The 22,514-nt window shown below is 40.7% G+C and carries 18 protein-coding genes; 8 read left to right on the top strand and 10 right to left on the bottom strand.

Features of this window, described 5'->3' with window-relative positions:
* Positions 1-204: 204 nt before the first annotated feature.
* From dnaJ to rsgA, 3 genes are read left to right on the top strand one after another with little or no spacing between them, the layout of a single operon-like run.
* Entirely contained in the window at positions 205-1,338 is a 1,134-nt protein-coding gene (gene dnaJ / locus VB713_RS04735) for a molecular chaperone DnaJ (RefSeq protein WP_323310431.1), read from the top strand.
* Entirely contained in the window at positions 1,338-1,595 is a 258-nt protein-coding gene (locus tag VB713_RS04730) for a sulfurtransferase TusA family protein (protein ID WP_015216333.1), read from the top strand. The genes dnaJ and VB713_RS04730 overlap by 1 nt, the downstream gene beginning before the upstream one ends.
* Positions 1,592-2,713 (top strand): small ribosomal subunit biogenesis GTPase RsgA, encoded by a 1,122-nt coding sequence (rsgA, locus tag VB713_RS04725; RefSeq protein WP_323310430.1) that lies wholly within the window; start codon positions 1,592-1,594, stop codon positions 2,711-2,713. Before VB713_RS04730 ends, rsgA begins: the two co-directional genes overlap by 4 nt.
* A 16-nt stretch (positions 2,714-2,729) precedes the next feature.
* On the opposite strand, the gene VB713_RS04720 is transcribed toward rsgA, so the two are convergent.
* A complete protein-coding gene (locus VB713_RS04720) occupies positions 2,730-3,527 on the bottom strand; it encodes an Rpn family recombination-promoting nuclease/putative transposase (protein WP_323310429.1) in 798 nt (265 codons plus the stop codon).
* A 158-nt stretch (positions 3,528-3,685) separates the two neighbouring features.
* On the opposite strand from VB713_RS04720, the gene VB713_RS04715 reads away from it, so the two are divergent.
* Positions 3,686-5,275: a glycoside hydrolase family 57 protein gene (locus tag VB713_RS04715; RefSeq protein WP_323310428.1), complete on the top strand. Its 1,590-nt coding sequence runs from the start codon at positions 3,686-3,688 to the stop codon at positions 5,273-5,275.
* A gap of 120 nt (positions 5,276-5,395) precedes the next feature.
* Here the strand turns inward: VB713_RS04715 and VB713_RS04710 are convergent, their stop codons facing one another.
* Entirely contained in the window at positions 5,396-5,623 is a 228-nt protein-coding gene (locus VB713_RS04710) for a photosystem II protein, Psb35-related (protein ID WP_323310427.1), read from the bottom strand.
* Positions 5,624-6,062: 439 nt separating this feature from the next.
* Between VB713_RS04710 and VB713_RS04705 the strand changes: the two genes are divergently transcribed.
* The gene (locus VB713_RS04705; RefSeq protein ID WP_323310426.1) at positions 6,063-7,409 is read left to right on the top strand and encodes a serine/threonine-protein kinase; all 1,347 of its coding nucleotides are present in this window, start codon (positions 6,063-6,065) and stop codon (positions 7,407-7,409) included.
* Positions 7,410-7,438: 29 nt separating this feature from the next.
* On the opposite strand, the gene VB713_RS04700 is transcribed toward VB713_RS04705, so the two are convergent.
* The 6 genes from VB713_RS04700 to VB713_RS04675 form a co-directional block, all read right to left on the bottom strand.
* A complete protein-coding gene (locus VB713_RS04700; protein ID WP_323310425.1) occupies positions 7,439-8,500 on the bottom strand; it encodes a hemolysin family protein in 1,062 nt (353 codons plus the stop codon).
* 230 nt (positions 8,501-8,730) lie between these two features.
* Positions 8,731-10,107 (bottom strand): AtzE family amidohydrolase, encoded by a 1,377-nt coding sequence (locus VB713_RS04695; protein WP_323310424.1) that lies wholly within the window; start codon positions 10,105-10,107, stop codon positions 8,731-8,733.
* Positions 10,104-10,292, bottom strand: a complete 189-nt coding sequence (locus VB713_RS04690; protein WP_323310423.1) for a DUF4089 domain-containing protein — start codon at positions 10,290-10,292, stop codon at positions 10,104-10,106. Before VB713_RS04690 ends, VB713_RS04695 begins: the two co-directional genes overlap by 4 nt.
* A 140-nt stretch (positions 10,293-10,432) precedes the next feature.
* The gene (locus VB713_RS04685) at positions 10,433-10,783 is read right to left on the bottom strand and encodes a DUF952 domain-containing protein (protein ID WP_323310422.1); all 351 of its coding nucleotides are present in this window, start codon (positions 10,781-10,783) and stop codon (positions 10,433-10,435) included.
* Between the two features lie 16 nt (positions 10,784-10,799).
* The gene (locus VB713_RS04680; protein ID WP_323310420.1) at positions 10,800-11,231 is read right to left on the bottom strand and encodes a KGK domain-containing protein; all 432 of its coding nucleotides are present in this window, start codon (positions 11,229-11,231) and stop codon (positions 10,800-10,802) included.
* 395 nt (positions 11,232-11,626) lie between these two features.
* Positions 11,627-13,147, bottom strand: a complete 1,521-nt coding sequence (locus tag VB713_RS04675; RefSeq protein ID WP_323310419.1) for a thioredoxin-like domain-containing protein — start codon at positions 13,145-13,147, stop codon at positions 11,627-11,629.
* Positions 13,148-13,182: 35 nt separating this feature from the next.
* Between VB713_RS04675 and VB713_RS04670 the strand changes: the two genes are divergently transcribed.
* Positions 13,183-14,097 carry a glutaminase gene (locus tag VB713_RS04670; protein ID WP_323310418.1) on the top strand — a complete coding sequence of 305 codons (915 nt, stop codon included), beginning with the start codon at positions 13,183-13,185 and terminating at the stop codon, positions 14,095-14,097.
* On the opposite strand, the gene VB713_RS04665 is transcribed toward VB713_RS04670, so the two are convergent.
* The gene (locus tag VB713_RS04665) at positions 14,090-15,460 is read right to left on the bottom strand and encodes a hypothetical protein (RefSeq protein ID WP_323310417.1); all 1,371 of its coding nucleotides are present in this window, start codon (positions 15,458-15,460) and stop codon (positions 14,090-14,092) included. The genes VB713_RS04670 and VB713_RS04665 overlap by 8 nt on opposite strands.
* A gap of 507 nt (positions 15,461-15,967) precedes the next feature.
* On the opposite strand from VB713_RS04665, the gene psaA reads away from it, so the two are divergent.
* The gene (gene psaA, locus VB713_RS04660; protein WP_323310416.1) at positions 15,968-18,226 is read left to right on the top strand and encodes a photosystem I core protein PsaA; all 2,259 of its coding nucleotides are present in this window, start codon (positions 15,968-15,970) and stop codon (positions 18,224-18,226) included.
* Positions 18,227-18,355: 129 nt separating this feature from the next.
* A complete protein-coding gene (gene psaB / locus VB713_RS04655; RefSeq protein ID WP_323310415.1) occupies positions 18,356-20,587 on the top strand; it encodes a photosystem I core protein PsaB in 2,232 nt (743 codons plus the stop codon).
* A 579-nt stretch (positions 20,588-21,166) separates the two neighbouring features.
* Here psaB and VB713_RS04650 read toward each other — a convergent pair.
* Complete coding sequence (locus VB713_RS04650; RefSeq protein WP_323310414.1) at positions 21,167-22,498, bottom strand: 50S ribosome-binding GTPase; 1,332 nt, start codon at positions 22,496-22,498, stop codon at positions 21,167-21,169.
* Between the last annotated feature and the right edge of the window lie 16 nt (positions 22,499-22,514).

The raw sequence follows: 22,514 nt of genomic DNA, 5'->3' as shown, positions 1-22,514 counted from the left end.
TTTTCCACACTAAATAGTACGGCTAGTTCCTCTGTCTGCTGAGACTAGTTTGACCAATCTAAATAGCACAATTGAAAAAGAGACAGCCTTATACAGTGAAAATTGTGTGGCTTGATTAACAAAAATGTAAGTATTGTCTCTATTCCTTGACCTGAATCCTTTGAGTACTTCTGCTTTCTTACTTCTAACTTTTACCCTTGCTTTATGGCCCGCGACTATTATGAAATTCTGGGTGTCTCTCGTGACGCCGACAAAGAAGAAATTAAACAGGCTTATCGCCGCCAAGCCCGGAAGTATCACCCAGATGTGAACAAAGAACCTGGTGCTGAAGAACGGTTCAAGGAAATCAACCGCGCTTATGAAGTGCTGTCTGAGCCAGAAACCCGCGAGCGTTATAACCGTTTTGGTGAAGCTGGTGTGTCTGGTGCTGCTGCTGGTGCTGGCTTCCAAGATATGGGGGATATGGGCGGTTTTGCCGATATCTTTGAAAGCATATTCAGTGGCTTTGCTGGCGGAATGGGTAGTCCAACCCAGCCACAAAGACGACGTAGTGGACCTGTGCGGGGTGATGATCTACGCCTAGACCTGAAGTTAGATTTTCGGGAGGCGGTATTTGGTGGCGAAAAAGAAATTCGGATTTCTCATCTAGAAACTTGTGAAGTTTGTAGCGGTTCTGGTGCTAAACCAGGGACTCGCCCTCGAACTTGTGCAACTTGTGCTGGTTCTGGTCAAGTCAGACGTGTGACTAGAACGCCGTTTGGTAGCTTCACCCAAGTCTCGACTTGTCCCACTTGTAATGGAACGGGAACAGTAGTTGAAGATAAATGTGATGCTTGCGACGGTAAAGGCGCAAATCAGGTTACAAAAAAACTGAAAATTACTATTCCGGCTGGGGTGGATAATGGCACCCGTTTGCGGATCTCCCAAGAAGGTGATGCTGGTCAACGCGGAGGCCCACCTGGAGATTTGTATGTCTATTTGTTTGTGAATGAAGATGAAGAATTCCAGCGCGATGGAATTAATGTTATTTCGGAAATTAAACTTAGCTATCTGCAAGCAATTTTAGGCTGCCGTTTGGAGGTGAATACTGTAGATGGACTTGTGGAGTTAATCATTCCACCAGGAACTCAGCCCAATACGGTGATGAAAATGGAAAATCGCGGTGTTCCTCGGTTAGGAAATCCTGTGAGTCGGGGAGACCATATGCTAACAGTGTTAATTGATATTCCCAATAAGATTACCCCAGAGGAGAGAGAACTACTGGAAAAACTGGCTAAAATTAAGGGAGATAGGACTGGTAAAGGTGGTCAAGGTTTTTTGGGAAATCTATTTAAGTAATGAGTGTATCTTCCCTGTTAACGCCTGATGCTCAACTGGATTTGCGCGGTACTCCTTGTCCGATTAATTTTGTGCGGACAAAACTCCGTTTGGAGCAAATGCCAGATGGTGGTTTGTTGGAAGTCTGGTTAGATGCTGGAGAACCGATTGAACAAGTTCCTGATAGCCTCACAATGGCAGGTTTCCAAGTAGAAACTATTACGGATTGTTCTGGCTATTTTTCTCTGCTAGTACGCCGTCCTGTAGTTGCCGAATGAAAGGTGAAACCGTTGCTAATGGATATTTATGGGGTACGGTGTTAGCTGTACAGGCTAATTTTTATCGAGTACAGATGGATGAAGAGGCAGGGAGCAGGGAGCAGGGAGCAGGGAGCAGGAGAGTGATAAATATTCCCCCCCAGTCCCCAATTCCCAGTCCCCCAATTCTCCTGTGTACGCGCAGAACACGCCTGAAAAAAATTGGTCAACAGGTGATGGTTGGCGATCGCGTAATTGTGGAAGAACCTGATTGGTCTGGGGGAAGGGGAGCTATTGGGGATGTTCTTCCCCGCAACAGTGAGTTAGACCGACCTGCGATCGCTAATGTTAACCAAATTTTACTGGTATTTGCGGTAGCTGACCCGCCTTTAGAACCTGTGCAACTGAGCAGATTTTTAATTAAAGCTGAGTCTACAGGGGTTGATGTGCTGTTGTGTTTGAATAAATGCGATCTAATTTCCCCAGAAGAAAAACAGCAAATTAGCGATCGCTTACTGGTTTGGGGTTATCAACCACTTTTTATCAGTGTTCAAAACCAAATTAATATTGACCTGATAGCAGAATATTTAAGCAATAAAATTACTGTGATTGCTGGGCCTTCCGGTGTGGGCAAATCCAGCTTAATTAACGAATTGATTCCCGATATTAACCTGCGAGTGGGGGAAGTTTCTGGTAAATTAGCCCGTGGTCGCCATACCACCCGTCACGTAGAATTATTTGAAATGCCCAGTAGTGGTTTGCTGGCCGACACCCCTGGCTTTAACCAACCTGATTTGGATTGTAGCCCAGAAGAATTAATTTACTATTTCCCAGAAGCCAGAAAACGGTTAGAAGTTGGTAGTTGTCGATTTAGTGATTGTACCCATCGAGATGAGCCTGATTGTGCTGTGGGCAAGGACTGGGAACGATATACACATTATTTAGAATTTTTAGAGCAAGCGATCACTCGTCAAACCCATATTAACCAACAAGCTGACCCCGAATCTAGTCTGAAATTAAAATCTAAAAAAGGTCAGAGTCAGTACGAACCAAAACTGGAAAGTAAAAAATATCGCCGTATTTCCCGCAAAACTCAATTACAAGACTTACAGGAACTATACCGCGAGAGCGAGGAATAAGAATAGCTATATCGCATTAATTATGCTGCTGTTCTTCTGCAACCTTTTTTACTGCGGCTAAATCCACACCCAACTGTTTAGCAATTTCTTCAACAGTCATCCCTGCTTTTAATAACAGTGGTACTGCCTTTAGCTTACCTTGCTCCAGTCCCTCTTCTAATGCTTCTCGATAAACTCGTGTTTGCTTCAGTTCATTTAGTCCTAACATCGCTTCAATCTCCTCCCTCATTAAATCTGGAAATTTGTAAACGAAGACCGTTTCTATTAATTCTATAAACTTTCTTTGTGTTTTGGTATCTGTCACCTCTTGTCGAGTGCGTGTAATCAGTTCTTTACCACGGGTTTTTGCAATTTCTTCCTTTAAGCCAACAAGTTGCAATAAACTTAATCCCAAGGATAGCCCAGTACTTTCATCTAATTCATCTAAGTAAATCCGGTGAAATTGCTCGCTAGATCCAAATATCCGATAATTTCTCGGCAAACCCGGATCTAGACTACGTTTTGTAAAAATTAGCACTCCTTCCCAATCATTGACAGGCTGATAATCGTGCAAATAAAGAAAAATTTCACTAATAAAGCTAGAGTAAAGAACTTTCTTGGTATCTCTATATCCTTGAACTTCGACAAATACTATAGGTAAGTCAGTAGCGTAGATAGGAGGTACTAAAATTCCATCCATCCTAAAGCTAGTTTCTTTAACTTCCACAGAGGCAAAACTGTAAGTTGCGATTCTAGGAGACTTACTATTGATGAGTTCAAATATGATACTGGGATCAGTTTGAAAGATTTCGTAAAAAAGGCTGTCCGTTTTCAAGGCTATTGACCTTTGTCATCGTTAGTCTGATTTTAAATCAATAGGGATGAGAAATAAGAACTTTGCTTTATAGGATCATGATCCCGATATAGTCTTAAAATATTGTTAATTTCTGCCAAACTCTGACCTTCAACTTACTGTACCCAACTAGAATTATTATGGCTATAGGCTACGTCGCACTCGTACTTCATGCACATTTACCCTTCGTTCGTCACCCAGAAAGTGACTACGTGCTGGAGGAAGAATGGCTCTATGAAGCCATCACCGAAACATATATCCCTTTATTGAAAGTATTTGAAGGCTTAAAGCGAGACGGAATCGACTTTAAAATCACGATGAGTATGACACCTCCCCTCGTGTCTATGCTCCGTGATCCGCTTTTACAAGAACGCTATGATGCACATTTAGCTCAACTAGAAGAACTGATAGAACTAGAAGCCGAGCGCAATGTCCAAAATGGGCATCTTCGTTATCTAGCGGAACATTACGCGACTGAATTCAACGAAGCGCGGGAGTTATGGGAACGCTATGACGGTGATTTAGTTACAGCTTTTAAAGGATTTCAAGATACTAATAATCTAGAAATTATCACTTGCGGTGCTACCCACGGGTATTTACCGCTGATGAAAATGTATCCCCAAGCTGTATGGGCGCAAATTCAGGTAGCTTGTGAACATTACGAGGAAACTTTTGGTAAAGCACCCAGAGGGATTTGGTTGCCAGAATGCGCCTATTACGAAGGTTTAGACCGAATGCTGGCGGATGCAGGTTTGCGTTATTTCCTCACTGATGGACATGGTATTTTATACGCTCGTCCCCGTCCCCGCTTTGGTACTTATGCGCCAATTTTCACTGAACCCGGTGTAGCGGCTTTTGGTCGAGATCATGAATCTTCCCAACAGGTATGGTCTTCTGAAGTAGGTTATCCTGGTGCAGCCGAATATCGGGAATTTTACAAAGATTTGGGCTGGGAAGCGGAATATGAATATATTAAGCCCTACATCATGCCCAATGGTCAGCGGAAAAACACGGGTATTAAGTATCATAAAATTACAGGACGTGGCTTAGGTCTTTCTGATAAAGCCCTCTATGATCCTTATTGGGCAAAGGAAAAAGCGGCTGATCATGCTGCTAATTTTATGTATAACCGTGAGCGTCAATCTGAGCATTTACACGGAATTATGGGTCGTCCGCCAATTATTGTCTCACCTTATGATGCTGAGTTATTTGGTCATTGGTGGTATGAGGGTCCTTGGTTTATTGATTACCTGTTCCGTAAGTCATGGTATGACCAAGGAACTTATGAAATGACCCATTTAGCTGATTATTTGCGGGCTAACCCCAACCAACAAGTTTGTCGTCCGGCTCAGTCTAGTTGGGGATATAAGGGTTTCCATGAGTATTGGTTAAATGAAACAAATGCGTGGGTTTATCCACATTTACACAAAGCTGCGGAACGAATGATTGAAATATCTACCTTAGAACCAGAGGATGAGTTGCAGTCAAAAGCTTTAAACCAAGCAGCTAGAGAGTTATTGTTAGCACAATCTTCTGACTGGGCGTTTATTATGCGGACGGGAACAATGGTTCCTTATGCGGTGAGAAGAACGCGATCGCACTTAATGCGGTTTAATAAACTGTACGAAGATGTGAAAATCGGTAAAGTTGATAGCGGTTGGCTGGAAAAAGTCGAGTTAATGGATAATATTTTCCCCAATATCAACTATCGCGCCTATCGTCCGATGTAGTCAGACCATTTTAGATTTTGGATTTTAGATTGAGAATTCCTCTCTATCACAAACAGCAAAACCCCCAGTCGAGATGCTGGGGGTTACTTTTATGGACATTTTATTAGGTGGCCTTGACTGCTATTGAGGTAGAGTGCGACTTGCGTAAGCATCCATTACATATGCAGGAGTGCGATCGCTATAGTCTATTTCCATGCCAGTGATAGACTGCGATAACTGCTCAAAAGACTCAGAACGCCAGTTACGTTCATGAATTGGCTTGGTTTGTTCACCCATAAAATAAGCCAGAGAACCTACAACTGAAGCGGCCACCCAGCCTATAACCAATAACGCGATTAAAATAGTCATTTTGAAACCTCTTGTTTTAACTTGTGTTGCTCTATGTAAATAAATATAACAAATTTAAACAAAACTTGCAAACTACACATAAGGTGTGCTAACCGATAAGATGGGTAAGGTATTCCACACTGTCATCATTTCCAGGCGTGGTAAAAATCCGCTAAGAACAAAAACTACGTTTTACAAAACGTTGATAGAAGTTAAAACTGTTAATTTACTACAAATAGACTTAGTCTTTGATAGCACTAGTATAAAAGGATATAGCTAACCTATATCTGTTTTTACTTTGGAAACAATAAGTAAATTTTGTGACAGAATTTAGTATAAGATTTCCCTACCTTATCTTTTTCACTCTAGTTATCATCTTCCTGATCAAGCAAACCCAAAACTAGCCCCTCCTCCCTTGTAGAAATAGGTTAACTCATAACTCTTATTCAATAAGACATAAATGAAACTTTGGCAGCCCAATCAACATCTGAATAATGGTAGATTTATTATCCAAAGAGTGATGCGTAGCGGTGGCTTTGGAGTCACTTATAGTATCAGAGAAAAGGCTACATCTAAATTATTTGTTCTCAAAGCTCTCAATTATATTCAACAAAATAAAGTAGATTTTAAACAGCTACAGGTAAAGTTTGTCAATGAAGCAGTTCGGTTAGCCAGATGTTCTCATCCTCATATTGTCAAAGTATATGAAGTGATCCAAGAAGATGGACTTTGGTGCATGATCATGGAATATATAGATGGAGAAGATTTAGCCGAATATATTAATGATAATGGAGTGTTAGCAGAAGAAGAAGCAATACTATATATTGACCAAATTGGACAAGCTTTAGAATATATTCATCACCAAGGATTTTTACATCGAGATATCAAACCTAGTAATATTTTATTACGTCGAGGAAAATTAGAGGTAGTGTTAATAGATTTTGGGTTAGCAAGAGAGTATAGCAACGGTCAAATCAAAAGTATGACTAATGATAGAACCGATGGTTATGCACCAATTGAACAATATCAAAAAAGAGGTAATTTTGGTGCTTATACAGATGTTTATGCCTTAGCTGCTACCCTCTATACTTTACTGACAAAAAAAGTACCTATACCTGCTGAATATAGAAATAAAAATAATACTTTACCACCACCAAAACAATTTAATCCGCAAATTAGCGATAGAGTAAATGATGCCATTATTCAGGGAATGGCTTTGGAACCAGAAAATCGGCCTCAGTCGGTATTTGAATTTAGAGAATTACTAGGTCTAGCTAGTATGTTACCCTCTCAAGAGATAGAAGAAAAACTAATTTCAGTAGTGGGAATGGACTACACTCGACTACGGGAATTACTTGCATCTGGAAAGTGGAAAGAAGCAGATGAAGAAACAACACGAGTAATGTTAGCCATAGTAGGAAGAGAAAATGATGGTTGGTTAAGTGAAAAAGATATTTATAATTTCCCTTGTCAAGATATTCGTACTCTTGACCAATTGTGGGTAAAATATAGTAATGGCAGGTTTGGTTTTTCTGTGCAAAGACGTATTTATCAAAGTCTGCGCGGAACTAGAAAATTTCACCGAGAAGTTTGGGATGCTATTGGTGATAAAGTTGGTTGGAAGAAAGATAAAAAGTGGATGTATTATGATGATTTGACCTTTGATATCACAGCACCAGAAGCCCATTTACCAAGTGGAATTTTTTGGTTTGATTCTTGGTGGGGGCGTTATGGGTGGTTTTTATTAGATGGAGTAGAAAGGCGATTTTATTATTTAGTAGTGCGAGTGATTAAGTGTAATATATAAAATCAATGATTCTGCACCGTAATTTATGATTAATCAACAATAGTTTCTTTTGGATGAGAAATATTTATAGATTGCAACATTCTTTCTCGTTTTTTACGGGCAATTTCTTGTAAATCAACAGTTTTATCAGTCTCATCTACAATTTCACCAGTTATTACCTCTAGTACGTCTTCTAAAGTAATAACACCAGCTACACACCCATATTCATCAACAACTACTGCAAGATGTTCACGGGCTTCTATAAAGTTTTTTAGAAGTTTATCAGCCCGGATTATTTCAGGAACAAAGCGAACATTTCGACATAAATCTGCAATTTTTTGATCATTACTACCCTCAATCATTGCAGTTAGTAAGCTTTGTTTGAGAGCAAATCCAATAACTTGATCAATAGATTCATCAATAACAATAATTCGCGTATGTTGGGAAGCAATAATGTCGGCTTTAGATTCAGCAAGAGTTAAATTACCACGTATATAGGTCAGCATGATTTGGGGTGTCATTAAATCTGAAGCAGTCACATCGTTTAATCTAAATACCCTCTGAATCATTTCTGCTTCTTCACTTTGAATAATTCCTTCTTGTTGACCAATCCTTGCTAACAGCTTTATTTCTGCTTCATTTGTTGTTGGTCTTTTTCTCCCTTTAGAAAAGGGTGCAGTGACATTTTCTAGAATCCATACTAAAGGTGTAAAAGCAATAGAAAGTCCAGTGATAGGTATAGCTGTAAATATGGCTATTTGTTCAGAATATCTCTCTCCAATTGTCTTAGGGATAATTTCTCCAAAGATGATAATCAAAAATGTTAATATTCCTGAAAACAGACCTAGCCAATTATCGCCTAATACTTGAGTCGCAATATTACCTGTAAGAATACTACCAATAATGTTGAAAGTATTATTGAGAATAACAATAGTAGCAATAGGTCGATTCATGTTTTCACGAATCGCTAGAAGTGCAACTGCGGCTGGATTTTTCGATTGAGCTAATTGTCTAACTCTCAATGTTGAAACAGAAAACAGCGCTGTTTCTGTACTAGAACAAAGTGCTGAACCTACAATAATAATGAATACGGTAATTATAAGCTTTAGCATATGGTTTCCCAAGTATGGGAAGATGGGATTTGGATTAGCTAATAACCTAAATAAGTTAATTTACTCTTTAATGATTATAGCGCGATTTCCAGCGTCCCAAGTATAAAAATATTTTGGGGTAACAATTTTATAATTACTCTATGTTCTCACTTACCTAGCAAAGGCTATATCCTATTATGGAGCAAGAGTTTTGTCCACAATGGTTAGTTATCTAATATTAGTAGAGTAAGTTAAATACTGATCTGACATGAAACTACACCCTGTGATTCCAAGACTGCTGCAATTTGTAAAATTAGAGCTTCATTATAAGGCGCTGCTATTAATTGTACACCTAAAGGTAGAGAATTTTCGCTTTGAATGGGTACTGATAAAACAGGTAAACCAATAAAAGATAATGGTTGAGTGAATAATCCTAAATGAGGACGGACAAGAATTTCTTCACTACCTAAAATCATGGTTTGCTGACCAATTAACGGGGTTGTAATCGGTGTAGTGGGGGCAATGATGATATCTAAATTTTGAAATATTTCTCTAATTTGATCTCGATACCATCTTCTAAAACGCTGTGCTTGAATATACCAGGAACCGGGAATTAATGCACCAGCTAAAAAGCGATCGCGTGTGGCAAAATCAAAGTCTTGCGGACGGGATTTCAATTTCTCTAAATGCAGATTTGCACCTTCAGAAGCTGTAATCACAAAGGCCGCAGCACGAGCAATGTTCGCTTCTGGTATTGTGACATATTGGGTGATATTCAACGCTTCAGCCACCTTTTGTACTGCGGCTAAAGCTGCCGGTGTAGAGTTTTGGGTAAAATAATCATCTGCGATCGCAATTCTCAGATGAGAAATATCATTATTTATTTGTGATAAACTCTTTTCAACAGGGCGTTTTGTACAAATTGGATCTTTTTCATCCTCACCTTGCAGAACATCAAATATTGTCGCAATATCTCTAACTGAAGTTGCAAAATGACCAATATGGTCTAAACTGCTAGAAAATAATTTTACACCTGCACGAGATAATCTTCCATAGGTAGGTTTAAAACCAAACACACCACACAAAGCCGCAGGAACACGAATAGAACCATTAGTATCGGAACCCAACGTCAAAGGAACTAACCCCCCAGCAACCGCAGCAGCAGAACCGCCGGAAGAACCCCCAGCAACCCGTTGTAAATCATGAGGATTGTGAGTAGTACCATAATGAGCATTTTCTGTCACAAACCCATAAGCATATTCATCCATATTTAACGCACCAACCAACACTGCACCAGCTTTTTTTAACCTAATAACAGCGGTTGCATCTTGAGTAGCTGGGGGATTTTCAGCGTTAATTTTTGAACCGGCTAAAGTTGTTAAACCAGCAATATCAAATAAATTTTTAACGGCAAAAGGTACACCACCTAAAACACCAATATTTTTACCTTCAGCAATATTTTTATCAATTCTTTCTGCATCTTCTAAAGCTGTTTTTGCGGTAATAGTTGTAAAACAATTTAATTCATTATCCCTGGCAATAATTCTTGCTAACGCTGTTTGAGTGACTTCTACTGCGCTAACTTTACCTGATAAAATATTTGCAGCTATAGATACAGCATCATTCATAGTTCAAACGTGGGTGCAATTTCAATCTCTTCTCCTAAAGGAAAATTATTGACAATTTCTGCTATTAATTTGATTCTCTCGAAATTCACGACGACTTCATCCAGATACTCATCTTTTATCTGCAAATTCAGTAACAACGACATTTTTTCAACATATTCATGTACATCAATTTTCTGATTTTCCATCTTATTTTTACGTCTAAAATTTTGAATTTTATAGGACTCCGACTTAAATTTTGAACGTATACTGAGACGTAAAATTCCGTTTTATAAGGATTTTATCGGAAATTTCGTTCAGAAATCAGATAGGAGTAGGAGTCCTATAGTTATTTTAAATTAACTACTGCTAACGGTAAATCAAAAAAACCATCCTCTCTAGGTAAAAAGTCTATGATTTTGTAAACAGCATCAATATTTAAAGCACCATAAATATGAGGAAATAGTTCATTCTTTTCAGCAACTTCATAACGAATTTCTGCTTGAACCTGTTCAGTTTTTATAAACAGCAGAACTAAATTATGTTGATTATAAAATAACTTATTTGCTACTTTAATAACTTGTGCTGCTTGAGAGCAATGAATAAATCCTTGACTATTTAAGGTGCTACAGCGATAGCTTTTAAAGATTTTTGCTTGTTGCCATTTTTGCCGTTCGGTGATGTGAAGGATGGTGTTCATACTGCATTAGTGCAAATCAATATGATTTAGAGTAAGTCATATTTTTAGAAATGTGTTGCAAATTTTCTAATGCTAATAGCTCATCTAATTCATCAGAATAAAATTCTATGTATACCTCATCTGCTTGTTGACCTAAAGGTGATACAGATATCTGAACCTTCAGTTTTCCTGTTTGCCAGTTTTTACTACCTCTTATTAGTAATTGACAAGCCTTGAAAAACTGAAATTGAATGTTATTTATGTCTATAACTTCTTCTCCTATTTGAACAGTTTTAAATAATTGTATGATTGATCCTTGCGGCCGTTGCTCAGAATTACAAATTTGTAGGATTAAATTTTCTCTAACTTCTCGGATAACTAACTCCTTAAATCTACTTATTTTAAATATATCTTTTCCCAAAGAGAGAATATCATCTTCACAATTCAAAGGAATGTATTTATTATTCATGTTGATTCTGACCATCTAGATTGAATTCTTTTTTGGCAAAGTTTAAACCTATTAAGCGATTTTAAAGAATATTTTTCGAGATATAGTCTTAAATCGCCCTTCTGAGGAGAATTTTAACTCCTGTTTCCCTCTTTTCACAGAGTTAGGAGGATCTAAAGATTTTTGATACATCATCAATAAATTGTAAAACATCCTCTTGAAACCATATATTTGTTGTTATCATAGCCCGCTTCACATACTCTCCTCCTACTGTAATATTACCTATATTCTTTTTTTTCTTCGCGTTCTACACTACGGAAAGCCACTCCGAGTCTACGCGTCTTTGAAGTTTATTTAATCTTGATTCTTCTGCTGGCAAGGCAGTATTTGTGCATTTGACGTTGCAAATTCACCTTTTACAATGCAGATATATGAGAAATCCGGGATAGGCTAGGCGCACGCAAACCAGGAAAATCTAATGTTTGCACGGTTAGCGTTTTCAAATTGACACGGCGGATGGCATGATTATTGGTATCACTGATATATAAATATGAATCTATCCCACTGAGTCCTGAAGGTTCTGAAAACCGCGTATTCTGACCTTGTCCGTCTTGAAAACCAGGTAAACCATCTCCTAAGATAGTTTGACAATTCCCTGTTGTAGTATCTACCAATTTAATTTTGTGGTTGTAAGTATCTGCTACCCACAGGTGATTTTGGAAATATTCCACACCTAAACAGTGCTGCAAACGGACATCTAGCTTTTCTCCATCCATATCACCAAAGCAAAATAACATACCACTGCCGCAAATAGTCCACACTTTACCCTGTTCGTTGAGTTCTACACCTCGAATTGAGCTAACTTCACTGTCAGCAATAAATAATTCCTGAGCATTGGTGGTAATGCCGCTAGGTTGAGCAAAGGCACATTCAGCAAGTGTACTATCAAAACAACCTTCTGCACCCGTACCAGCAAAGGTTTGAATAGTACCTCGTTTTAAATCCATTTCCCAAATTTGATGTGATCCTGCCATTGCAATCAACAATTTATTGCCTACTTTTTGTAAATCCCAAGGGGAATTCAGGGCTGTTTCGAGTGCCACACCTCCGTGAGGACTAATAATATGGTTTTGCTGGCCAGTTCCTGCAATAGTTTCTACTAATTGTCGCTGTAAGTCAATTTGTCGTAAGGTAGAATTTTCTGTATCAGCAACGTAAAGAATTTGATTTTCATCATCAAATGTTATTCCCTGGGGTGTAGAAAACTGTGCTTGATTAAAAGCACCATCAGTTAGTCCAGATTTTCCTGTACCAATTACATACAGAATTTCACCATCAAAACTGGTCATGATGATACGATGATGTCCTGAGTCAGCAATAAACAAACCTACTCGTGTAGCTAAGACTTTACCCGGAAAAGCTAGGGGTGTAATTAATGGTTGATGCTGTTTTTCTAAAGTGAATTGAAATTTTTGACAATTGATGTGATCTTGATTTTTATGTTGAAGTTGAATAATCATGTTTTCAATGACTTGAAGATGCCCTTCTCCAGCAAACTGACCAATAACGTATCCTTGTGGGTCAATAATAATTAAAGTAGGCCAGGCTTTGACAGTATAATTTTCCCAAACGCGAAAATCATTATCAACTAAAACTGGGTGTTCAATTTCATAACGTAGAATAGCTTGACGGATGCTTTCAATTTCTTTTTCGTTGTTAAATTTTCCAGAGTGGACACCAATAATAGTTAGACTATCTTGATATTTGCGCTCTAAATATTTCAAGCCTGGTAATATGTGCAGACAGTTAATACAACAGTATGTCCAAAAGTCTAAAATGACAATTCTACCTTTGAGCGATTTTAGGGATAAGGGTTTAACTATATTTAACCAAGGGTAATTTTGCGGTAGTTCTGGTGATCTAACACGGGGAATCATAGTAAGTTGAGATTGTAGATTTTAGATAGACGGTTTTGAAAAAACTCGGAAAAATCAATATAAATAATTTAGCTCTTTGGGTACAGGAAGCCAAAACCCAAGGAATACAGGGAAGTGTGATTGAACGTATTCCTCTTTTGGCTGTAGCTAACCCTAATTGGTTTGCGTTTCACATCTGCTGTCAGTCAGGTGAAAATTATAGTTTAGGGGATACAGCTTGTGTATTTCCTTTGATGAGTGTGATTAAGGTATTTTCATTATTATACTTGCTAAAGCTTTTTCGAGCAGAAAAGGTATTCAAATGGGTTGGAGTGCAGCCTTCAGAAGCGCCTTTTAATTCTTTGGAACAATTAGTTGCTGATAATGGACACCCTCGCAACCCGATGATTAATAGTGGTGCTATTACCCTAGCATATAAACTACCTGGAGAGGATGCAAACAATCGCGCCTATTTATTTTGTGAATGGCTGAATAAAGCGGCAGGTTGTCAACTATATGTAGATTTGGAAATGCTGGCTTCAGTTCGTGTTACTCGTTCACCGGCAAATATAGCGATCGCACATCATCTGATTCAAAATGGTCATATCGAAAATATTGAAATTGCTCTTGACACTTACGAACAAATATGCTGTATCTCTGGAACTGTACAGGATTTAGCTTTATTGGGAAAATTATTAGCTTGTGAAAGCAGTTTGATCAATTCAGAAAACCGCCGTATCGTTAACGCCGTGATGTTAACTTGTGGATTATATGAAGCTTCTGCGGAGTATGCCGTCAGAGTTGGTTTACCGATGAAATCGGGTATTAGCGGAGGGTTATTAGCGATCGCACCAAATCAAGGAGCGATCGCTTGCTACAGTCCTGCTTTAGATCATATAGGCAATCCTGTCGCAGGGCTGGCATTCATAGAAGCTTTATCCCAAAATTTACACCTGAGTATTTTTATTTAATTAGATTTGCAGGTGTAGACGAGATTTTACGCTCAAAATAACCACTTAATCGGTTCAATCCCGTTTTTTCAGAAGTTGATTTTTCTTGTTCTGGTAATTCCGCAGGAGTGGGTGTTACTTTCGGCTGTAGTTGGAGAACTTCAATTTCCGGAACAGGCGTTTTCTCTACCTGGGGTTGAGAAACTTCAGGAACTTCAATTTCCGGAACAGGTGTTTTCTCTACCTGGGGTTGAGGAACTTCAATTTCCGGAACAGGCGTTTTCTCTACCTGGGGTTGAGGAACTTCAGGAACTTCAATTTCCGGAACAGGCGTTTTTTCTACTTGGGGTTGAGGTGCTGGTGTTTCTTCAACTTTTGGCGTTACGGTAGGAGTAGGTTCAGTAACCGGAATCTTAACTATATAATTCGGGTCTACAATACCGCGTACCTCATCAACCGTAATTTCCCCTCTAACCATTCTCGAAAGGGTATCTTTACCATCAGGTTGGTAGTTAATTAGCCTAATTGTGCTATTAAAAACGTTTTTTACAGGATTTCCCTGATTATCGAGAAATTCCAGTTGTACCCAGTTTTTACCGGGTTTGAAGCCTTTGAGGTAAACTGATTGCCAGCGATCGAGAATAAAGCTTTCATCATTAATTGTGCAGCGAATACGCCAATCGCTCATTGTGTCTTCAAGATTATCCTCAGAAACAATATGCAAAGGCGCGTTAGTTAGGTAAAAATCCAACATGATGGGTTCTGCACCGTAACTACCATTAGGACGACTGTAAGTGAGAAGGGGTAGATTAGGGTCAGGATTGTTATCGTCGGTTTTAGTAAACAGGTGAAATGTTGTTTGGGCATAAGCGCCCTCATTTTTAAAGCTTTCATGCCAAGGACGAGATGCAAATACACGTAAAGTATGAGTACCTGCGGACAAGTCTGGCAAAATAAGAGGCTGACTGAGGTCGTAAACCGCTATATAAGGTTGGTTATCGAGAATTACGTGCAGATGGGGTCCTAGTTGCCATTGTGGATCTTTAAATATTGGTAGATCCTTCACTTGCAACCGAACTGTAACTGTATTCTCGTTGAGAACTTCATTTGGTTGAGGAGTCAGGATTGTTACCTGTGGCTGATAAACTTCCAAGCTAGAACGTAGTTCTTGGATGATATCAGGAGGGGCTGTTTCTGAAAATTGCCGAGAAACTTTAGATATCTGTGATGATCTGTCTTGTTGCTTAACCGATACTTCTTGGCTTCCAGCTTTTTCGACACAGCTGCTTAAAGTCAAGACTAGCAGCAATGTCATTACCCATTTGAAGATCGGGAAATTCTTAGAGAAGAGTTTCGCTAAAGCTTTCTTTTGCCCAGAGGTCATGCATTTCACCCTATGATCGTCTTCAACAACTGACAAATCATTGTGACGCAAATTGTGACTGGTGAAATATAGACCCAAAGATTTAGGTCAGCGGCAAATACACTCAATGTTTTTGCATCTTTATCATAAAATATGCAAAAACCGTAATATATTTGACATAAATTTCCAATTTAACTTGAGATACAACGAAAATATACAGCCATAACAGTAAGTTTTATGCCTATATTCACGATTAACCATTAGTTTTAAGAATTGTTATAGTTTGTAAATTAAATAGAAAAACTATTGACTTTTTTACAAAAAGTTTGAATATAAAAGGCAGATATGACAATAAAATTGGCAAGTTTGAATTATTGTTAAAATGTCTCTAACAATGTGCCAGTACAGACTCTATAATTCAACAGAAACAACTATTCCACACGGCTCCAGAAAAACCCTGGAAACGACGAGTAAAATTCACTCGGTGGTATTCATGATTCCTCATTCCCTATTCACAGAGGAGGTCGAATGACGATTAGTCCTCCGGAGCGAGAGGCAAAAAAGGCAAGAGTCATCGTTGACAATGATCCAGTCCCCACCTCTTTTGAGAGATGGGCGCAACCTGGACACTTTGCCAAATCTCTAGCCAGAGGTCCAAAAACCACCACCTGGATTTGGGACCTTCATGCTGATGCCCACGACTTCGATACACATACAAGCGACCTAGAAGACATTTCCCGCAAAATCTTCTCAGCACACTTTGGCCACTTGGCTGTAGTGACAATCTGGTTGAGCGGAATGTTATTCCATGGCGCTAAGTTCTCCAACTACGAAGCTTGGTTAACTGATCCATTAGGCGTTAAGCCTAGCGCTCAAACAGTTTGGCCCATTGTGGGACAAGACATATTAAACGGTGATATGGGCGGTGGTTTCCACGGCATTCAAATCACCTCTGGCTTGTTTCAAGTATGGCGTGGCTGGGGTATCACCAACTCCTTCCAACTCTACTGCACCGCGATTGGTGGCTTGGTACTAGCAGGCTTGTTCCTATTTGCTGGTTGGTTCCATTACCACAAACGCGCTCCTAAACTGGAATGGTTCCAGAATGCGGAGTCGATGCTAAATCACCACTTGCAAGTATTGCTAGGTTGTGGTTCGTTGGGATGGGCTGGTCACTTAATCCATGTGTCCGCACCAGTCAACAAGCTACTAGATGCAGGTGTTGCCATTAAGGACATCCCCTTGCCTCATGAGTTCATTTTGAATAAGGACTTGATTACAGAGTTGTATCCTAGCTTTGCTAGTGGTATTACACCCTTCTTCACTTTGAACTGGGCAACTTATGCTGACATTCTGACCTTCAAAGGCGGTTTGAATCCCGTTACAGGCGGCTTGTGGATGAGTGATATTGCTCATCACCACTTAGCGATCGCTGTACTGTTCATCATCGCTGGTCATATGTACCGTACCAACTGGGGTATCGGTCACAGCATCAAAGATATCCTAGAAAACCATAAAGGCCCCTTCACTGGTGAAGGTCACAAAGGTCTTTATGAAAACATGACCACCTCTTGGCACGCTCAGTTAGCTACTAACCTGGCTTTCTTGGGTTCCTTGACAATCATCATCGCGCATCATATGTACGCGATGCCTCCCTATCCATACTTGGCAACTGATTACGCTACACAGTTGTGCATTTTCACTCACCATATTTGGATCGGTGGCTTCTTGATTGTTGGTGGTGCTGCTCACGCAGCAATCTTCATGGTTCGTGATTATGATCCTGTTGTTAACCAAAACAACGTCCTGGATCGCGTCATTCGTCACCGTGATGCTATCATCTCTCACCTCAACTGGGTTTGTATTTTCCTAGGCTTCCATAGCTTTGGTTTGTACATTCACAACGACACAATGCGTGCCTTGGGTCGTCCCCAAGATATGTTCTCTGACGCAGCTATTCAGTTGCAACCTGTGTTTGCTCAGTGGGTACAAAACTTGCACACACTGGCTCCAGGCGGTACAGCACCCAATGCTTTAGAACCAGTTAGCTACGCATTTGGCGGCGGTATCTTGGCTGTAGGCGGAAAAGTTGCGATGATGCCCATTGCATTGGGTACAGCAGACTTTTTGATTCACCACATCCACGCCTTCACCATTCACGTTACCGTTCTCATATTGCTTAAAGGCGTACTTTACGCCCGCAGTTCTCGTTTGATTCCAGACAAGGCAAACTTAGGTTTCCGCTTCCCTTGCGACGGTCCAGGTCGTGGCGGTACTTGTCAAGTGTCCGGTTGGGACCATGTGTTCCTAGGACTGTTCTGGATGTATAACTCCCTGTCAATTGTAATTTTCCACTTTAGTTGGAAAATGCAATCTGACGTTTGGGGAACCGTAGACGCAGCAGGTAATGTGTCTCACATCACTGGCGGTAACTTTGCCGAAAGCGCCATCACCATCAATGGTTGGTTGCGTGACTTCCTGTGGGCGCAAGCTACACAGGTAATCAACTCCTACGGAAGTGAACTGTCTGCTTATGGACTCATGTTCCTAGGCGCTCACTTTGTTTGGGCATTCAGCTTAATGTTCCTGTTCAGTGGTCGTGGCTACTGGCAAGAACTAATTGAGTCCATTGTATGGGCGCACAATAAACTGAAAGTAGCACCAACAATACAGCCTCGTGCTTTGAGCATCACTCAAGGTCGTGCTGTAGGTGTGGCTCACTATCTATTAGGAGGAATTGCCACCACTTGGGCATTCTTCCACGCACACATCCTTTCAGTAGGGTAGCAATCAGTTTGTAGAGTGCTGAGTGCTGAGTGCTGAGTAATCAGTAAAAACTCAGGACTCAGGACTCAAAACTCAGAACTCTAAACACTGATACCTGATGGCTAAAGGTCAGAGGACATATCAAAACCTATGGCAACAAAATTTCCAAAATTTAGCCAGGATCTCGCACAGGACCCGACTACTCGTCGGATTTGGTATGCGATCGCTACAGGCAACGATTTTGAAAGCCACGATGGCATGACGGAAGAAAATCTTTACCAAAAGATTTTCGCTACGCATTTCGGTCACTTGGCAATCATCTTCCTGTGGGCATCCAGCCTCCTGTTTCACGTAGCCTGGCAAGGTAACTTTGAACAGTGGATTAAAGATCCCCTTCACGTCCGTCCCATCGCCCATGCGATTTGGGACCCTCACTTCGGTCAGCCTGCGGTTGAAGCTTTCACCCAAGGTGGAGCAAGCAACCCTGTAAACATTGCTTACTCCGGTGTTTACCACTGGTGGTACACCATCGGGATGCGGACAAATACTGAACTGTACACCGGTTCATTAGGTCTGCTCTTGTTGGCAGCAGTGTTCCTATTTGCTGGTTGGTTACATTTGCAACCCAAGTTCCGTCCTAGTCTTTCTTGGTTCAAGAGTGCTGAACCCCGTTTAAATCACCACTTAGCTGGTTTGTTCGGTGTTAGCTCCTTGGCTTGGACAGGTCACTTGGTTCACGTTGCTATTCCTGAATCTCGTGGTATTCACGTTGGCTGGGATAACTTCTTAAGCACCGCACCTCACCCAGCAGGGTTGACCCCCTTCTTCACAGGTAACTGGGGCGTTTACGCTCAGAACCCTGACACTGCGGGTCATCTGTTTGGTACTTCCACTGGTGCTGGTACAGCGATTCTCACCTTCTTGGGCGGTTTCCACCCCCAAACAGAATCTTTGTGGTTGACCGACATGGCTCATCACCACTTAGCGATCGCTGTAATCTTCATCATCGCCGGTCATATGTACCGCACTAACTTCGGAATTGGTCACAGCATCAAAGAAATGCTGAACTCCAAATCCGGTTTAGTTCCCGGTAGCAAGAGTGAAGGTCAGTTCAACCTGCCTCACCAAGGTCTGTACGACACCATTAATAACTCCCTGCACTTCCAACTGTCTTTGGCATTGGCTGCACTAGGAACTATTACTTCTTTGGTGGCGCAGCATATGTACTCCCTGCCTCCTTACGCATTCATTGCTAGGGACTACACAACACAGGCAGCACTGTACACCCACCACCAGTACATCGCTGGTTTCTTGATGGTTGGTGCATTCGCCCACGCCGCCATCTTCTGGGTACGTGATTATGACCCCGAACAAAACAAGGGCAACGTATTAGACCGGATTTTGCAGCACAAAGAAGCGATCATTTCCCACCTCAGCTGGGTATCTCTCTTCTTGGGCTTCCACACCTTGGGCTTGTACGTTCACAACGACGTAGTTGTTGCTTTCGGTACTCCTGAAAAGCAAATCTTGATTGAGCCAGTATTTGCTCAGTTCATTCAAGCTGCTCACGGTAAAGTACTCTACGGTTTAGACACATTGCTGTCTAACCCCGATAGCGTCGCCTACACAGCCTATCCCAACTACGGTAACGTTTGGTTGTCTGGCTGGTTAGATGCCATTAACTCTGGTACTAACTCCCTCTTCTTAACAATTGGCCCTGGCGACTTCTTGGTTCACCATGCATTCGCTTTGGCTATCCACACTACTACCCTAGTACTTGTTAAAGGTGCTTTGGATGCTCGTGGTTCTAAGCTGATGCCCGATAAAAAGGACTTCGGCTATGCGTTCCCCTGCGACGGTCCAGGCCGTGGCGGTACTTGCGACATCTCCGCATGGGACTCTTTCTACCTAGCTATGTTCTGGATGTTAAACACCATTGGTTGGGTAACCTTCTACTGGCACTGGAAACATCTGGGTATTTGGCAAGGTAACGTTGCTCAGTTCAACGAAAACTCTACCTACCTAATGGGCTGGTTCCGTGACTACCTCTGGGCTAACTCTGCTCAGTTGATTAACGGTTACAACGCCTACGGCATGAATAACTTGTCTGTTTGGGCTTGGATGTTCCTCTTTGGACACTTAGTTTGGGCAACTGGTTTCATGTTCCTCATCTCTTGGAGAGGATATTGGCAAGAGTTGATCGAAACCTTGGTTTGGGCGCACGAGCGTACTCCTCTAGCTAACTTAGTTCGCTGGAAAGATAAGCCCGTTGCTCTCTCCATTGTTCAAGCTCGTGTGGTTGGTCTAGCTCACTTCACTGTTGGCTACATCGTTACCTACGCAGCGTTCCTCATTGCTTCTACTGCTGGTAAGTTTGGTTGATCCTGACTACTGGTTTTAGGTAAGTAATTAAAATCCCCTGCCGCAAGGTGGGGGATTTTTTTATAGGCGGGCAAGATGCTCACTTCACAAGAAACAAAGAATAATAAAAAATTGTTTTTCTGCTATAAATTACCCAAAAAAACGTATCGCCAAAGCGTTCACGTAGGATTCATACTAGTATGTTAATTCTGTGTATTTTTGGAGGGATTGTCCAGAAAATTATTGGTGTTACCGTAGTTTATACCGAAAACATCTGTTTCAGGGACTTTCTCATAAAAATAGGGCGACACATTTTGTGCATGAAGTCTTATGGGATAAGGGATTCAGAATTAACACACTAGATTCATACCAATACTTGTCGGTTAAGCTCAAAAAATGAAATTAGGTAGGTTGGGTTGAGGAACGAAACCCAACATTTACAGGCATTTGTTGGGTTTCACTATCGTTCAACCCAACCTACAAAAATTCTTAACCGAGCAGTATTGGGATTCATACCACAGAGGAACAGAGGACACGGAAAAATGAGTGTTTGAGAGATTTTTTTGTTACGTGGTTGAGTATTTTTTTATCTGGTGATATCTAACTTTTCATGCCCTTAAACCGCTCTTTTGCCTCTTCAAAAGCTTCTTGCATCACTGCTTGAATCTTCTGAGGATCAGGTTTTTTCCCACCCATTAAATCACCAAAATACACACAAGCAGCTTCACCTAAAGACCATGTATAAGCAGCTGCCCAAGATGCAGCAATTACGCTGCCGAAACCAGGGATAAATTTAATTAACTCCCTTGCTATGGCTTGGGCTAAAAAACCACCTGCGATGGCTGCGCCCGCCGAAGGCATCGCACTCACAATACCCCCAGCTTGAGATGGTGTCAACGTTTGCCCATATAATTTACCCAATAATCCCACCATTGAGACTTGCAAAGCCGTTAAAACTGGCATAGTTGCAAAAGGTAAAGGCACTGCTGCTAAAGTAGCTGCCATAATCGAAAAAGGTAAAATATACCGTCTTCCCGCATCTCGGTAGATATTACCAAGTTTTTCATCCGCTTGCTGATCTAATAACTGATAAATTGCCTTTGCTTCTGCTTCTGGGAGAAGTTCAGCTAAATTATCTCGCAGTGCTTCTAAGCCATAAAATACAGGATTATAGCCATCTTCTTCTAAAGTGAAATCAATTAAAACTGCACTATTATATAAACCTGTGAAATTTTCTTTTATTGCTGTAAAAGCTCGGTTAACTTCCGCAAAATTTGGGGGATAACCAGGATGATCTTCTATCTCTGGTGGATAAAGTTCATGTAAGCAAGTCACCACTAACAAACAAGGAATATTTGGATATTGTTGACGCAGCTTTTGAGCAATTTGTCGCAGGGTATCAGTTGCGAAATCATTAATTTTAACTGTGAGAATTAAGACTCTAGCACGATTTGTTTCTGTCTTTAAATCACCAATTAATTCTTGAATAATTGTTTCAGTATCTTGATTTACATCTCCTAATCCCACCGTATCTGTAAAAACTAGTAAGGGTAAATCATTGGAAGGATAAGCGTAACGTTGGGTGTTTTGAGTATGGGGACGAAATCCCTGTCCGACAATTTCCGCAGAAACCCCTGTTAAACCTCGGACAATGGAACTTTTACCAGATTGGGGTTTACCTAACAGCAATGCTTCTGTAGTAGGCAATTCAGCGCGAATCGTCTCTAAAATCTCTGCAACTTGGGCATCACTGACACTAAACCATTTGCCTACGGTTTGTGTTATTTGGTCTACAGGTAGGAGTTGGGTTAATTTGGCTGTGGTTTTGTTGACAACACCGGAAATGCGGTTTTGCCAAGAGTCATTATCTGACTTGGGTTTTAGTTCATCAATCGGTGTCTTCAATAAATCTGCGTTGGGTTGCTCAGTCATAAAACCTCGTGGGATG

The sequence above is a fragment of the Anabaena cylindrica UHCC 0172 genome, from assembly GCF_034931625.1.
Lineage (GTDB): Bacteria > Cyanobacteriota > Cyanobacteriia > Cyanobacteriales > Nostocaceae > Anabaena > Anabaena cylindrica_A.
Note: the sequence above shows the minus strand (reverse complement) of the source record. Positions and strands in the feature narration are given on the sequence as shown.